The organism is Paenibacillus sp. MAH-35, assembly GCF_058135425.1.
The window spans coordinates 49,310-64,694 of the sequence record NZ_JBYUPU010000008.1 but is presented as its reverse complement, the minus strand read 5'-3'; the positions used below and the strand labels follow the sequence as shown (position 1 = coordinate 64,694).

Sequence of the window (15,385 nt, the reverse complement as noted above, 5' to 3'; positions counted from 1 at the left end):
TCATAGATTTGAAAAAAGGTGAATCATTTGCATAACAACGAACAATACGTAGTCGGGATCGATCTGGGCGGTACGAAAATTGCCGCCGCTTTGTTCGATTCTAGGGGCGAGATTCTGAGCCGCGAACGAATGGAGACGGCAAATGCGCGTACGGCGGAGGAGGTCGTGCAGCGGATGATCGATATGATCCGTTCCGTCTCCGAAGGATACCCGTTGTCCGGTGTAGGGCTCGCTTCTCCGGGTGCGGTGAACAGCAAGGAAGGGATCGTGCTCCACGGTACGAATTTGCCGGAGTGGGAAAACGTTCCCCTTAAGAAATGGATGGGCGAAGCGCTCGGCGTCGATGTGCAGGTCGTTAACGACGCGAATGCGGCGGCGTGGGGCGAATATGTGCACGGTGCGGGTAAACAGTCCGAGAATATGGTCTATGTGACATTCAGCACGGGGATCGGAGCGGGGATCGTACTGGACGGCAAGCTGCTGCTCGGGACGACTTCCTTCGCCGGCGAGCTGGGCCATAATATCATCGAGCCGCACGGACCGGAGTGCATATGCGGCAACAAAGGCTGCTGGGAAATGTACGCATCGGGCACGGCGATCCGGGATTCGGCGGTGGAGCTGATGCGCGGCAGAACGTCCGCGATTGCGGAGCTGGCTGCGGCACGGGGTGAAGCGGTGTCCGCCAAACATGTGTTCGAGGCGAGCAGACAGGGCGATCCGGTCGCCGCCGAAGTGGTGGAGCGGGCGGTATTCTATATGGCGATCGGCCTTGCGAACGCGGTGCATACGTTCAATCCCGACCGGATCGTCATCGGGGGCGGCGTCAGCAAGGCGGGAGATATGCTTTTCCCGGCGCTACGGGCCCAGACGGAGAAACATATTATGAAGCCGTATCTCGGCACCTATGACATTGTGCCGGCTGATCTTCAGGACGATGTCGGACTGATCGGCGCAGCCGCCTTGTTTCATCGGGCGTAACGGCGTAGGTAACTACGGAAACGGAGGATGGCCGCATGAGTACGAGGGAGCAGAGAACCCGCTGGTTTTTGCAGGAACGGTTCGGCATGTTCATCCATTGGGGACTGTATTCGATTCCCGCCAGAGGGGAATGGATTCGGGGCAACGAGCGGATGAGCTACGAGTTGTACAAAACGTATTTCGACGAATTCGACGCATCGCGTTATAATCCGAAGGAATGGGCGAAAGCGGCCAAAGCCGCCGGACAAAAATATGCGGTGCTGACGACGAAGCATCATGACGGCTTCTGCCTGTTCGACAGCAAGCTGACCGACTTCAAGGCGACCAACACGCCGGCCGGCCGCGATCTTGTCCGTGAATTTGTCGACGCCTTCCGTGAGGAAGGGATCGCGGTTGGGCTGTATTATTCGATCATCGACTGGCATCATGACGATTATCCGGGTTACGGGGACAAGGCTCATCCGGACCGGGACAACGTGGCGGCGAAGGACAAGCCGATCGATTTCGACCGTTACTTGACCTACATGCACGGTCAGGTGAAAGAGCTGCTGACGAACTACGGAAAGATCGACATCATGTGGTTCGATTTCTCTTACGACAACATGACCGGCGAGAAGTGGAAAGCGACGGAGCTTGTCCGCATGATCCGCTCCATCCAGCCGGATATTATTATCGATAACCGACTGGGCGGCAATATCCGGGCGGCGGAGCCGGAGGAATATGCGGGAGACTTCTTCTCGCCCGAGCAGATCATTCCGCCCGGAGGCATCGTCGACGTGAACGGCAAGTCCGTCCCCTGGGAAGCGTGCATTACGCTGAACGATCATTGGGGTTACGTGTCTACGGACAAAAACTACAAGTCGGCCCAGCAGGTTATCCGGACGCTGGTAGAATGCGTAAGCAAAAACGGCAATCTGCTGTTGAATGTCGGACCGGACGCCAAAGGCGAAATCAACAAGGAATCGCTGGACGTGCTGCGCGAAGTCGGAGAATGGCTGCATCTGAACGGCGACAGCATCTACGGTTGCGGCACGGCCGACAAGCCGAAGCCGGAGTGGGGGCGTTATACCCAAAATGGCAACAAGCTGTACGCTCACGTTTATGATCGCGGCATCGGGCCGATTTATTTCGAAGGCTTAAAAGGCAAAATCGCGAAAGCGAGATTGCTTCGCGACGGTACCGAGCTGAAAGTGGAGACGCCTTGGATGGCCGAGGAGTATTCGGACATCGACAGCGGCGCTTTCATCACGCTGGCGGGAGCCAAGCTGCCGGATGAGCGGGATACGGTAATCGAGCTTCATTTGAAGTAAACATTCGGTACGATGGTTTCATCCATCGGCACGATTTATCAGAAACGTTTCTTGGGACACGGCGATATGGCCGTGTCTTTTTCGCGATTGTATCCAGCATCGGTGAACTTCTCTTAACCGCCAAGGGGCGTCCATGGCGGGAGGACTCGCACAGCAGCTCACCCGGGAAAACCGTTATGCATCGTTTGCTCATGAGCAGGGAAAAGCGAGTGGAAGCTGAATAAGAGCGGGTTTGCACCCCTTGTTTTGTTCAAAACCAGCTTTGAGAGGAAATAAGTCCGGTCTGAAGCTGCTACTTGGCGCGAAAGGCTACGTGAGCGGCAGAAACGGGGGAAATAAAAGGTGCGAACCGCTCTTAAGTTGCATAAGTAGAACCAGCGGCGCCTAATAGAGGGTATAAATCGCTCTTATCGTATCGATAGCCGGCCAAGCTAGCACGCACGTATGACGATTTCCGTGTAACGGAGCATGTTCGGCTCACAGCAATACTGCCCATTACACGGGGCATCCCCCAATTCGGGCAGCCGCGCATCCGTAACCTGTTCATTCAGGTCGAATGGTACGATGATCCGCCTTGCGTAGTAACCTTGACCAAGTTCAATCCGGATATGTACCCGGAGGAAATGGGTATAAAGACCGCTGCCCGCACGGACTTCAGAATTTATAATAAAAAGTACTTGTGGCGCCTGTTCATTGAGGCTGGCTGCTGCGGTCAAGGAGGTTTCTATGCATCAAGCACAGAAGGAATTGATGAAAACCTGCTACTATTTGGACTACGGCAAGCTGGAGCATGGAGAACCATGCCTGAGCCGGGCCATCGAGACGGCCGAAGCGAAGGAGGATTTTACAACGTACATAAAAGCGGCTGTCTGTTACGGCAATCTGTTGGCGCAGACGGAACGGGCCGGAGAAGCAGTGCACTGGCTGAAACGGGCCCTGGATCGGTACGAAATGGTGCAGCCAGACGACGATATGCTGGATACGGAAATGAACCTCGCTCAGCAGCTGATCAAGCAACGGGCTGGTCGGACAAGTTAGTTACTTTCATACGTATATACAGATTTGCAGTAACAGAGCTGCAAGGAGGACGGATAGAGAATGAGAGAATCGATTCTAGAAATCATAGAGCTGCTCCGGGAGGAACTTCCCGGGCTGGCCGAATCGCTTAACCCACCTGCAACCGAAGCGGAGCTGCGTCAAGCGGAGGAGGAGATTGGTTTCCCTCTGCCGCCGGAGATGCGCGAGCTGTACCAGATCCATAACGGTGAGAAGGAAGAGGGGACAGGCTTGTTTTTCGGTCTGCCGTTTCTATCGCTGGACGGGATGTTATCCGAATGGAGAGTCTGGGCGGAACTGGAAGAGGAGTTTGCGTTGGAGGGCGGGCATCATTCCGTTCCTCCCGGATGGATTAAAGAGAGATACATCAACCGGCGCTGGCTGCCGATCAGCAAAGATTGGGGCGGCAACAACATCGGCGTCGATCTGGACCCGGACGAGTACGGTCTGGTGGGACAGGTGATCAATTTCGGCCGAGACGAGGAGGTCAAGTATGTGATCGCCCGGCAAGTCCGTCATTTCCTGCAATTTATCCGGGATACGGTGAAGGCCGGCAACTACACCATCGTTCAAGAAGAGGATTACCGTTCATGGAGCTATGGCCGCGAAGGGGCCGTTCACTTCCTCGATGCCATTCGTACTATAGAACTCCCTGTGCTTCAGCCGGTCAAACCGCACCCGGCTGTGGCGGATGTGCATGCTTGGTTTGAGGGGCTGGATCACGAATGGCAAGAGCGGGTCCGGTCGGCCGCCGGTTCACCAGAACAATTATTCCGGGCGAAGCAGCTTCGCTTTATTCGTGAGGGACTGACGGACATAACCCCGCTGGGACGCTGCGAAGACGTGCGCGAGCTCGTTCTGAGCGTGAACGAGATTCGTTCCATAGAAGCTCTGAGCGGCTGCAAGCAAGTGAAACAGCTGTATCTCGGGAAAAATCCGATTACGGACCTTCGTCCGCTGCAGCATCTCGAGTTTTTGCAGGAGCTGATCCTTACCGGTACGTCCGTTGCCGATCTATCGCCGCTCAGCGCGCTTCCTAAACTAAAGGAATTGGATGTCCAGCAAACGCCGGTTCGCGATCTGTCTCCATTAAAACCGATCAAAAGCTTGCGTACTCTGAAAATCTCCGAGCCGGATGCGGAGATGCTTCGTTGTTTGTCGGAGCTGAGTCAGCTGCGCGAGCTGGCGATTTCCGGGCTGGGACACGTTACGGAGGAGGATTTGGCCGCAATCGGGCAGCTTGTTCATTTGCGGAAGCTGGAGCTGGATGGCGTTACACTGTCGAATCTGGAATTCGTGCGAGGCTGCGGCAAGCTGCAGGAGCTCGTATTGAATCATACGGCGGTCGGGGATATGTCGGATGTGGCTGAACTGAAAAGCCTCCACACCTTAAAGATGAGCGGATGTCCCGACGTCGGGAAGCTGGAGGAGGTTGCCCGATCCAAGTCATTGAAAAAGATTATGGCCTCTTTTCAACAATTTGCCCTGCTGAAGGACCGTTTTGACCGAATGATCGATTTCTCCTCGATGAGCGGAAATATGACGGACGAGGAGAGCGAGATCTGGTATGAGTATGTGGATCGTGCCCGGAAGTAGGGGACGCGCGTTAATATACCGGACTTCGAGTCTTTGCAGGTGATAATTTGAAAATTGTGCATGTTACAGGAAAAAGCTGACACCGTACAGGAACGGTCGCCAGCTTTTTTTCTTCCTTCTAAAGGCGATCGAGCAAGGGCTCTAATAGTGCCATTGGGAGCTCGACAAAGTGCTTATTCGTCCGGCCGAAGTCGCAGCGATGCATTCTAATAATCGGAAACCGCCATCGCCATCCTCACTCGGACCTTTTCTTCTGGTTGCCCGCAAAACTTCTTTGCGCCCGAGCCACGATTCGTTTCGTTGCTTTCGTATCCGAAGCTTCCAGCCAGTTACGGCAGATGCCGATGACCCAATCCGGATTCGATTTACCGGCGTCATTCAGCCAATTGCTTACGGAATCCTGCACATACTTGACCGGATCGGATTGGACCGCTTCCAGCAGCGGCAGCGCGATCCCGGGATTGACCTTCAACTCGGAAATATGTTTGGCCCAAACGCCTTGAGGACGGGTCGCTTCGATTGCGAATCGCCGGATATGGGCATTCTCGTCATGCACCCAGCCGGTTAATAGGTAAAGCGCCTGCGATAAATCCCTGGTAATCGGCTCCCTGACGGCCATCCAGGCGATCTCGCGTACGCCAAAGTGATGATCGGCGGCAAACGGGCGAATACCGGACAATTGATGTTCGAGCGAAAGCTTCCGATCTAGTCCGATCATATACGCAGCCCAGCATCGTACACTATCCGAGCGATGCGTAGACAGTAGACCGAAGATTCGGCCGGCTTCCTCCTCCGGCAGACGCTCCAACAAACCAAGCCATTCCTTCGCAAGTGCAGGAATAAGCTTCATAATCTTCCTGTCCGCGACTTGTTTCAGCCCATTCCTCATCATATCCAGATAGCGCTCTAATCCGAGCTCGGCAAGAACATGTTGAAGCAGGACCACATGGTTGACGGCGAGCCATTCGGTCAAGTTTACCGTCTCCAGCCGGCCCCGATTCAGCAGCTCGATCACCTGCTCCGGAATGTCTCCGGCTTTACGGGCTCCTTTACGCTCCAGAAGCGTTGCGCTTTCAAGCTTAGTATCTGCATTGTTCAAACCGGCCAGTCTCCTGTTCTTCATGATCACGCGGCACCTTCTTATTCTCCCTATCTCATCGTGCAGCTGTACCTACGATAACTCATTTTCGCAAGGAAAGATGTAAGGCAGGTTACAACTCCTTGTGTTTGTTCAAAGCAAACAACTTCTCACGTTGGATGGAGATTGTTTTGAAGCCGGTCTTGATCACCTTTTGTTCCGACAGCTCGCGCAAAGCTACCGTCACCGCTTCCCGGCTCGCACCTACCCTATTCGCAAGGTCCTGATGGGACAAGGGGATATCGATCCTGCAATACTCTCCTTCGCTTTGATAACCGAACTGCTCGGACAGCTTTACGACCGTATGCAAAATTTTCTGGTGCAGATTGCCGAGAGCCAGATTGAAAGCGAGGCTGCTCAAATGAGCCAGGCGATCGCTCAACACTTGGATCATGTTCATCATAAAGCGCGGACGCTGCAACAAATAGCTCTCGAAACGCTCCGTATCCATCATACAAATATCGCTTTCCTCGACCGTTTCAATGAACAACCCGCGAGTTCCCAGTGAGATGCCCTTCATTTCGCCAAATACATTTCCTTCGCCTAATAGATCGAGCGTGAACTGCTTCCCGTCGGGACTCAGCCGGTACAACCGGACTTTCCCTTTTTTCACGAAGTATAACCGTTCGGTAAACGTTTCGGGCGTTTGAATAAAGGTATGTTTTGGAACCGTAGTGATGGAAGTGAGCTCGTCCATTTCGGTCAGATCTTCCGTTGATAGCGAACGCAGCAAATTAAATTGCGACAAATACTCGATTTTATCCATGGTTCCTCCTGGTCCGCGCTCATTGCCAGCCGGTCTGTGCTGCTATTTACTCACGATTATATCATTGTTGTTTGCAGCCCGTAATCCAATGAATGGAATACTGGCGTCCCGTAAGGTACAATGAACAGAATGGATGGGAGAGGACGGGGAGTCTATGAATCGGGTTTACGGATATTGGATCTTCGGGGCGCTGTTGGCCGTACTGGTGGCGGCGGCGCTGCTTATTTACTTTGGCCCGGAGCAAAACGAAGGCCGGGTGCCGGAACGTCAGCCGAGCCGGTTAGGGCAGGAGGCCGGGTCGCCGCAGCAGGGAGCCGGAACGGAATCGGCAAAGCCGTTTTCGCTCGTAACAACGTTCAAGGGCGATCCGAAAACAAGCCGCGCCTTCACCTGGCATACGGCAAGTACGGAAGCGGCTTCCGTCCTCCAGGTGGTCCAGGATACGGGGAACGCTTCATTTGAAGGGGCGGGGGTACGCACATTCCAAGGAACGACGACGGTCCTCAAGCTGATAGACGGTTCATCCCAAGGTGTACACAAAACGGAAGCGGTCGGCTTGGAGCCGGGGACGGGATACAGGTATCGGGTCGGCGACGGGAGTGCGGAAGGCTGGAGCGAGCCAGCAGCTTTTACGACGGAACCGGCGAAAACCGATGCGTTCACTTTTCTGAATGTCACCGATTCGCAAGGGGTAACGGAGCGGGACTTTGAACTATGGAAACGGACGCTGGACAAAGCGTTCGGGCTGTTTCCCGATGCGGCGTTTATTGTACATAATGGCGATATGACCGAAAACCCGGATGATCCCGAGGCATGGAAGCATTTGCTGGGCAAAGCGCGTCCTTGGGTAGCGAGTTATCCGCTCATGCCCGTCACCGGAAACCATGAGCAGGTGGACAAAAAAGCGGATGCGTTCGTCTTGCATTTTATGGTGCCGGATAACGGCTCGCCCAGCTCCATTCCCGGGACGAGTTATTCGTTCGACTACGGTCCGGTCCATTTCGTTATGTTGAATTCGGAGTCGAAGCTGAAGGAGCAGGCGGCGTGGCTGGAGAAGGATTTGAAAGCAACCGACAAACTATGGACGATCGTGTCCATTCACCGTCCGGCTTACGGCGGAAATCAGGATAAATCCGTGCTGAAGCATTGGGTGCCGGTGTTTGACAAGTACGGGGTCGATCTCGTGCTGCAGGGCCATAATCACGAGTATTCCCGCTCGTATCCGCTTCAGGAAGGGCGGATCGTCGAATCCGGAGGCACTGTTTATGTGACCCTCAATACGTCCGGTCCCAAATTCAACAAGAAAAAGGACGACCAGTTTTATCACCGGGTTCATTTTCAGAACGGCAATCAGATGTTCGCCGCCATCCGCATTCAGGGGGATACTTTGTCCTACCAGGCTTACGATGTGAAGGGGAAGCTGATGGATTCTTTTGACTTAAAGCGCAAATAGCGGTCGTGATCGTAGCTCAGATAGCTGTATCGAGTCCTTAGTCTCTTGCATAGATTTGCGGGAGGCTTTTTATATTTAACTCTTAACTACTCGCAGTAACAGGATTCGCGGTTTGACGCCAAGGTTAGTTTATCTGAGGCTTTGTTCAAGCGAGTTACTGACATGCAGCTACCCAAACGAGAGTCGATGAGCAGTGGCTTTATTCATCTTCGGAATCTTTGGCTGCGCCGTAATGAGCTTTGTTGTGCTCCTCATACTGGCTTGGCGATTGACCGGTGCGCGCTTTAAAGGTGTGGTTGAAATGGGTGTAGTTGGGAAATCTGAAAATAAATGATATTTCGCGCTTGATCAAAATCTGTCGAGACGATGACCAACATTATAATCGGCTCCCAGCCGCTCGACGCACTGGACCAGGCTGACGAGAAGTGGAAGAAGGATGGCGGAGACAAGATTATTGCAGAGATAAACGAGCAGTATAAGAAATCCAAATAGCGGATCGTGCACCGGGGTTAGCCTGTCAGGGCTGGCCCCGGCTTATTCTTAATGCAACATGTGAGGGAGTTGGTAAACCAATGTCGTGGAACCGGGCCTTGCCTATGTATGCCATGATTTTACCGGAATTACTTTTTTTGTAATTTTTAAATATATTCCTATGGGCGGCATCATTATCGCGTTTCAGGAGTATGACCCGTTCCTTGGGTTTTGGGAGAGTTCGTGGGTCGGGTTCGATCATTTTCAGCGGCTGTTTACAGAAGAAGACTTCTGGAAATTGTTCAGCAACACGTTGATCTTAAGTGGTTTAAATCTGTTTCTGTTCTTCCCGGCTCCAATACTGCTTGCCCTGCTGTTAAATGAAGTTAGCCGAGCCTGGTTCCGTAAGCTGGTCCAGACTGTTGCGTACATGCCTCACTTTCTATCCTGGGTTCTGGTTGTTAGTATTACGGTGCTGCTATTCTCCACGCAGGACGGCGCGGTCAACAATCTGCTGGCGAGCCTGGGAGTCGAGCGGATTCCGCTGCTAACCGATCCGTCCTATTTCCGCTATGTGTTCGTCTTCCAGAACATTTGGAAGGAAGCGGGCTGGAACGCCATCATCTTTTTGGCTGCGCTGGCCGCGGTCGATCCGACGCTGTACGAAGCTTCGGTGGTGGACGGTGCGAACCGTTGGAGACAGCTATGGCATATTACGTTACCCGCATTAAAGTCTACGATCGTCATCTTGTTTATTTTACGATTAGGTCATGTTATGGACCTAGGGTTCGAGCATGTGCTTCTGATGCAAAATCCGCTAAATCTCTAGGTTTCAGACGTGTTTGACACGTATATATATCGTGCAGGGATTATTCAGGGAGAGTTCAGCTTTACAACGGCAGCCGGATTATTTAAATCCGTTATCGGTCTGATTCTGATTATATTTGCCAATCAATTGTCCAAGAAATTCGGAGAGGAAGGGGTATACTGAATGAAAAGCTACGATTTGCGCGGCAAGGACCCGGTCTTTTTAATTCTCGTATACGGACTTCTTCTTTTATTTCTTCTGGCAATTTCAGTTCCGTTCATATACGTGCTTTCGACCTCGTTTGCTTCCGAGGAGGAGATTTTGTCCCGAGGCTTCTTCCTGATTCCTGACGATTGGACCTGGAACGCATACGGATATTTGATGGAAAACCACAATTTCAAGCAATCTATGTCCAACTCCATTTATATGACAGTGGTGGGCACGACCATCAATATGATTTTGACCAGCTTAATGGCTTACGGCTTATCCAAATCGTGGCTGAAGGGCCGACGCGCCTTGAATTTCATGATTCTTTTTACGATGCTCTTTAGCGGGGGAATGATACCGACCTACCTGATAGTCAAAAATCTCGATTTGTTAAATAGCTATTGGTCGATCTTCCTGACCGGAGCTATCGCTCCTTTCCACCTGATTGTGCTGCGCAGCTTTTTTCAGAACATCCCCCGGGAGCTGGAAGAGTCCGCGCATATCGATGGCTGCAGCGAGCTTAGGCTATTTTGGCAAATTGTTATTCCGCTCTCGATGCCGGCTATCGCTACATTTACTTTGTTCTATGCAGTCCATAATTGGAACACCTACTTTAATGCGATTTTGTACCTGAATGACTCCAATATGTGGCCGCTGCAAGTATTCTTGAGACAAATGCTGAGCCAGTCGGATCAGGCGATCGAAGCGAGCGCAAGCGGGTATGAGTTTACGCAGGCGGTTCGGATGGCGGCGGTCATCATTACGGCTCTGCCGTTGTTGATCGTATATCCTTTTCTGCAGAAATATTTTAATAAGGGCATGCTCCTGGGCTCTGTCAAGGGCTAACTCAAGTATAGAGCCTTGTAAAATTGGAGGGAACCCGTAAAGTTTCCCTCCAATTTTTATGTGGAACTGCTTAAGAAACACCATAATTGATACTATCTGGTCCGTCGCGGCGAAATGGAGAAAACTGATAGAAACCTTTCTGTGAATCCGATTTCATATGCTTGTCCGATTCGCCGGAGCCTGCGAAATTCGGAGTGATTTCACTATTTCAGATCGGTGAGCCTATTAAAATATCCGGCTTGTCGGCTTAACATTCCCTTTGACTTCGCCAACGAAGCAAGGTTTATTTGATGTTGAGATGAGATTCCTCCGTACATATCGATTTCATATGATAGGTCACTACACTTACGATACGTTCGTAATTTACCCGCTTCGTATCCAGATAGGCATGCAACGCTATTCCATCGATAAAAGCGTATAACCGTTCTGTCTCCATCGCGCAATCAAGTTCGGGCCGAAGCACGCCCGATTGCTTCAAGCTGCGAACCAGACGCTCGACAAGGTCCAGAACCCCGTCGTGCTGCGCATCAAATGCGGTGTTACTGCTTCGATAATGAGCGGTGAAGGATAGCCAAACTTCCATTTCAGCCAGTTTATGGTCATCGGTCGGGAGCAGCTCCAACAAAATCCGCAGCGCCTTTTGAAATAGCGGTATGTCTAACACGACAAGTTGATTAATACGATCGATCGCCCGTTCCTTGACCAGCTTCATGGAAAAATCCAGCAGCTCGTCCTGACTTGAGAAATAATGGCGCAAAGCGCCAAGCGACAAGCCCGACTCCCGCGCAATATTTCGAACCGACGCTCCTTTTACGCCCATCAGCCTGATGACACGCAATGCCGCCTCGGCAATTACTAACCTTCGTTGATCGTGATCCACAATTTTTGTCATGGCCACATTATAACAAAGGATCTCCTTATATACAACGAAATAATACACTTGTATTATTTCGGCGAGCGTGTTATGCTTTTCATGTTTCAAATAATACAGCTGTATTGAAAAGATTCATGAAAAGCAGAACACTTTTCGTTCCTGTACGCGGCTGGGCCTCCGACTGGCGCCAAGCCCCCGCACAATTTCACAGAAATGGGGTTGAGGCAGTGAGCAACAGCGGCAAGGAGTTTATTTGGGGTGCGACCTTTATCTTGGCAGGCGTAATCTTACAATTTTTAACTGTCCCAATAAACGGGATTGCCATCCTGTCTGATCTGCCGGGTACAGGGCGCATCCTGATTGTTTTGGGTGCGGGGTTTGTCGTCTACGGTCTGTTTCTTCGAGCGAAGGAGAAACGGAACAGGGGGAAGCCTGACAACCCGCAATGAGTGGCCTTCAGCAATAACGGCTTGTTAATCCCCCAAAACGGTTCCTCGGACCGGATGTCCGACTTTTTCTCGGAAAGGATGAACGTATGAGAACTTCAGCCGGCGCAAACAAGCTCTGGCATCCGCTAAAGCGCGCAGCAGGATGGGGTGTTGCGGTGATGACGGTGATCCCTTTGCTTGGTTGCGGTAGTACGCCTGCGACAAAGAATGGTGTCGTGAAATTCATCATAGAGAGCGATGTGTCTACCGCTGCCAAGGTCTTTCTCGAACTGAAAACTCGAAACGGCACGAACTCTCGGGAGGAGGCCGACATTTTGCTTCCCTATACGCTGGAGCTTCCGGTAGACCATAGCAAGCCCATGAACTTCAAATCTGCGAAATTATCTGCTGAAGCGTCTGCTGCGGCGAAGTCCATTACCTGCCGCATTTTCTATGACGGTAAAAAAGTGTCAGAGAGCACGGTCGAAGGCAATGCCCCCACCGCGACTTGCGAAAGTGACAATTGGCCCGGCGCTCTCGGGAAATGATCGCTTGCTGTATGAAATTCGAAGTTGTATCCCTAAAAGCGCGGCGAACCCAAAGTTCCCGCGTCTTTCTTTTTCTGTCTGGGAACGTGGGATTGTATAAATTAAGAGATTGGGGTTTGTGCTTGCGGCATTTGAGGATAACGGACTGCTGAGGAAAAAACCACGGAACAGCGGCTGCGAGCATCGTAAAGCTATCGATGGAATGGGTTCAGGAGGATGAACTTCCGCAAAACTGCATAGGCAGCCGATTTAGGAGATCGGCTGCCTCTTATCGCGTTTCAAAACGTTCTCGTCGTCCGCATCAAAAAAAGTAACGTCTACCTTAAAGTATTTTCCATTTTGCGAAAAACCGTAGGGGGCATCCCGAACTTTTCTTTAAATGCTTTATGAAAATACGTATAGCTTCCGAAACCGCAGCACCCGGCAATTTGCTCCATGGTCATGCTAGTATGTTTGATGCGGTCGAGCGCACCGCTAAGCCGTACTTCCAGAGCATATTCTACAATGGTTTTGCCGTAACATTCTTTGAAAAAATGAGAGGCTCTCGAAACACTCAAATTAACATGTTTGGCGACCTGTTCCACTTTGAACGGCTCGTAAGCAATTAATTCAATATATCGTTTCATTCGAAAAGCCGTGTATGACCGGCTGTAGGAAGCGAATGAATCTGTCATCGCCCGATCCAGCGACAAGCAAAGAACTTTTAGCAAACTTTCGATCAGCTCTGAATTTTCATCGGAAAGCCGGCTTTTTTCTTTAATAATCTGCCTCCACGGGTACAAAACGGATCCCCCGATTTGAATGGAGGTCTTAATATTTTTTTCATACCGATTCCACCATTCGTCCACCCAGGCTCCTTGACAGTACATGTAATAGTCCCCGCTGCCCAAGCCTTCCTCTGTCTGCAAGTAATACATGCTTCCAGGCTGCAGCAGCAAAAGATCTCCTGACACAATCGTCATTTTGTCTCCGTTTACCGATATCGTGCAAGTCCCTTCCGTTTGCAATCGGAACAAATAATTTCGTACAGGAGCATTTTTGGAGCCCCTGAACTGCTGCTTTAAATGGTAGCCATAGCCACACAATAAAACACTTTGGTCCATTGGATCACCGTAGAAAATAGCAGAATAGTTGATGTTTTAATTATATTGCTCATTCAATTCGTTATCAACCTGGTCTAGTATAATAACAGTTTATCTCGTATTGCAATTTAAGTTCGTTGGGAGGATCTTATTCATGAAGAAGCGACTAACAGCAATAATCGGGGCAGGTTTGTCGATTGTCCTGCTCGCCGGCTGCGGAAACAACGGAGGGAAAACGATCAGCGGCAAAGAGGACGCCTATAATAATGAGCCGGTCACTTTAACGTTCTACAGTTATTATGCGGGGATTCTCAGTCAATCGGATTTGGACGTTCTTGCCCAGCCCGTAAAAGCAAAGTTTCCGAACATTAAGATGGAATATATTTCCGGGGCTACGCTCGACAACATGATCGGGGCTCAGGATCTGCCGGACATCATTCTGACCAGCAATTATTATTTGCATGACCTTCTTCAAAAAAAGATTGCCGTTGATTTGGCCGAGACGATCCGGACGCAAAAAGTCGACATGAGTCCACTCGAGCCGGAAGCAGTAAATTTGCTTAAGCAATTCGGCAAAAACGGCGAAATCTATGGCATCCCCTATGCAATGAACTACGGCGTAATGGCCTATAACAAAGATATATTCGACAAACTGGCGTTGCCTTATCCCAAAGATAACATGACATGGAACGAAACGATCGAATTGGCCCGAAAAGCAACCCGACTCGATCAGGGAACGCAATATATCGGCATCGACTTGGGCGATCCGGCTTCGTTGACCCGTGCGTACTCGCTGCCGGTTGTGGATGAGAAGCAAGAAAAGTCTGTTTTTACAAATGACGCATACGGTAAAGTGTTTCGGTTATACGAGCAGTTATATCAGATTCCGGGAATAGTGGATGGCAACAAAAAATATACGTACGGAGTCGACTACTTTCTGAAGGATCAGAAGATGGCGATGTTTCCGTACTGGATCGCCGCTCTGACTACCCGATTACAGTCGATGAAAGAAAAAGGCAAAGCGATCAACTGGGACGTCGTATCTTATCCTTCGTTTGACGATAAACCGGGAATCGGCAGAGAAATCGATTTTCATCTCGGCGTTGTTACCCCGACCAGCGACAACAAGAAGGCTGCTTTCGCCGTGCTGCAAACGATGATGGGTGAAGAAGCGCAGAAATCGATGAATAGCGGAGTTCGATTGACCATTCTTAAAGATTTGAACTTGAAAAAGCAATTTGCAAGCAGCACCAAGTTGTACGAGGACAAAAACCTGGCGGGGGTTTTCTCGGCCAAGCCGGCTCCATTGCCGGAAGCAACAAAATTCGATACGAAAATGTATTCATTTCTGAAAGAGGCTGTCAAAGCGATGGTCACTGAAAATAAAGACGTAAACACAGTGCTCCGGGAAGCGGAAGAGAAAGGGAACAAGTACATTCTTGAGGAAGGCAATCGTTAAATTCAAATCGCGATATTAAAAGCCGCCTCGGTAACCCGACAGGCGGCAGTTTTCATTCTGGCTGCGGCATGACTATCCGATGGAAGACGGAAAGAGACGGCCGCCCGCCTGGTCCCGGACAATTGCGGACAAGCCGAAATGGCTGAAGCGCATAGGTTGTCCAATCTCCGCTGCGGCACAATTTTTAATGGAAACGGAACAATCATCGGATTAACAGCGGGTGCGAACCGTTCTGCTTTGATAAGGACATTAAGGCTTACGAGATAGCGGGTTGTTTTACGGAATTGAGGGAGTTGCGAGAGGAAGGAGTTTGCAAGATAAAGAAAAACGCGCCGAATAGGGCGTTTTTTTACGTTTGAAGCGCT

Annotated in this window: 16 protein-coding genes; 11 read left to right on the top strand and 5 right to left on the bottom strand. The window is 50.9% G+C overall.

Annotation, left to right across the window (positions count from 1 at the left end):
• Positions 1-27: 27 nt before the first annotated feature.
• The 4 genes from AC3Y2E_RS10885 to AC3Y2E_RS10870 all read left to right on the top strand — a co-directional run bounded on the left by AC3Y2E_RS10885 (position 28) and on the right by AC3Y2E_RS10870 (position 4,940).
• Complete coding sequence (locus AC3Y2E_RS10885; protein WP_379210038.1) at positions 28-978, top strand: ROK family protein; 951 nt, start codon at positions 28-30, stop codon at positions 976-978.
• Positions 979-1,013: 35 nt separating this feature from the next.
• Entirely contained in the window at positions 1,014-2,288 is a 1,275-nt protein-coding gene (locus AC3Y2E_RS10880) for an alpha-L-fucosidase (protein ID WP_379210035.1), read from the top strand.
• A 726-nt stretch (positions 2,289-3,014) separates the two neighbouring features.
• Entirely contained in the window at positions 3,015-3,326 is a 312-nt protein-coding gene (locus tag AC3Y2E_RS10875; RefSeq protein WP_379210033.1) for a hypothetical protein, read from the top strand.
• Positions 3,327-3,386: 60 nt separating this feature from the next.
• Positions 3,387-4,940, top strand: coding sequence for a leucine-rich repeat domain-containing protein (locus AC3Y2E_RS10870; protein WP_379210031.1), 1,554 nt, complete (start codon positions 3,387-3,389; stop codon positions 4,938-4,940).
• A 235-nt stretch (positions 4,941-5,175) separates the two neighbouring features.
• On the opposite strand, the gene AC3Y2E_RS10865 is transcribed toward AC3Y2E_RS10870, so the two are convergent.
• Entirely contained in the window at positions 5,176-6,063 is an 888-nt protein-coding gene (locus tag AC3Y2E_RS10865; RefSeq protein WP_379210029.1) for a DNA alkylation repair protein, read from the bottom strand.
• 88 nt (positions 6,064-6,151) lie between these two features.
• Positions 6,152-6,844, bottom strand: a complete 693-nt coding sequence (locus AC3Y2E_RS10860; RefSeq protein WP_379210027.1) for a Crp/Fnr family transcriptional regulator — start codon at positions 6,842-6,844, stop codon at positions 6,152-6,154.
• A gap of 154 nt (positions 6,845-6,998) precedes the next feature.
• On the opposite strand from AC3Y2E_RS10860, the gene AC3Y2E_RS10855 reads away from it, so the two are divergent.
• A complete protein-coding gene (locus AC3Y2E_RS10855) occupies positions 6,999-8,297 on the top strand; it encodes a purple acid phosphatase family protein (protein ID WP_379210025.1) in 1,299 nt (432 codons plus the stop codon).
• Positions 8,298-8,496: 199 nt separating this feature from the next.
• On the opposite strand, the gene AC3Y2E_RS10850 is transcribed toward AC3Y2E_RS10855, so the two are convergent.
• Positions 8,497-8,649, bottom strand: coding sequence for an AraC family transcriptional regulator (locus AC3Y2E_RS10850; protein ID WP_379210023.1), 153 nt, complete (start codon positions 8,647-8,649; stop codon positions 8,497-8,499).
• Positions 8,650-8,663: 14 nt separating this feature from the next.
• Between AC3Y2E_RS10850 and AC3Y2E_RS10845 the strand changes: the two genes are divergently transcribed.
• From AC3Y2E_RS10845 to AC3Y2E_RS10835, 3 genes are all read left to right on the top strand, one after another.
• A complete protein-coding gene (locus tag AC3Y2E_RS10845) occupies positions 8,664-8,789 on the top strand; it encodes a hypothetical protein (RefSeq protein WP_379210021.1) in 126 nt (41 codons plus the stop codon).
• Between the two features lie 160 nt (positions 8,790-8,949).
• Positions 8,950-9,597, top strand: a complete 648-nt coding sequence (locus AC3Y2E_RS10840) for an ABC transporter permease subunit (protein ID WP_379210019.1) — start codon at positions 8,950-8,952, stop codon at positions 9,595-9,597.
• Between the two features lie 162 nt (positions 9,598-9,759).
• Entirely contained in the window at positions 9,760-10,629 is an 870-nt protein-coding gene (locus tag AC3Y2E_RS10835; protein WP_379210017.1) for a carbohydrate ABC transporter permease, read from the top strand.
• A gap of 283 nt (positions 10,630-10,912) precedes the next feature.
• Here the strand turns inward: AC3Y2E_RS10835 and AC3Y2E_RS10830 are convergent, their stop codons facing one another.
• Positions 10,913-11,521 carry a TetR/AcrR family transcriptional regulator gene (locus tag AC3Y2E_RS10830; RefSeq protein ID WP_379210322.1) on the bottom strand — a complete coding sequence of 203 codons (609 nt, stop codon included), beginning with the start codon at positions 11,519-11,521 and terminating at the stop codon, positions 10,913-10,915.
• Positions 11,522-11,730: 209 nt separating this feature from the next.
• On the opposite strand from AC3Y2E_RS10830, the gene AC3Y2E_RS10825 reads away from it, so the two are divergent.
• Together AC3Y2E_RS10825 and AC3Y2E_RS10820 are read left to right on the top strand one after the other, a co-directional pair.
• Entirely contained in the window at positions 11,731-11,952 is a 222-nt protein-coding gene (locus AC3Y2E_RS10825) for a hypothetical protein (RefSeq protein WP_379210015.1), read from the top strand.
• An 86-nt stretch (positions 11,953-12,038) separates the two neighbouring features.
• Positions 12,039-12,479, top strand: a complete 441-nt coding sequence (locus AC3Y2E_RS10820; RefSeq protein WP_379210013.1) for a hypothetical protein — start codon at positions 12,039-12,041, stop codon at positions 12,477-12,479.
• A 317-nt stretch (positions 12,480-12,796) separates the two neighbouring features.
• Here AC3Y2E_RS10820 and AC3Y2E_RS10815 read toward each other — a convergent pair whose 3' ends face one another.
• Positions 12,797-13,582, bottom strand: a complete 786-nt coding sequence (locus AC3Y2E_RS10815; protein ID WP_379210011.1) for an AraC family transcriptional regulator — start codon at positions 13,580-13,582, stop codon at positions 12,797-12,799.
• A gap of 133 nt (positions 13,583-13,715) precedes the next feature.
• Here AC3Y2E_RS10815 and AC3Y2E_RS10810 point away from each other — a divergent pair, with 133 nt between their 5' ends.
• Positions 13,716-15,020: an ABC transporter substrate-binding protein gene (locus AC3Y2E_RS10810; protein WP_379210009.1), complete on the top strand. Its 1,305-nt coding sequence runs from the start codon at positions 13,716-13,718 to the stop codon at positions 15,018-15,020.
• Positions 15,021-15,385 lie beyond the last annotated feature (365 nt).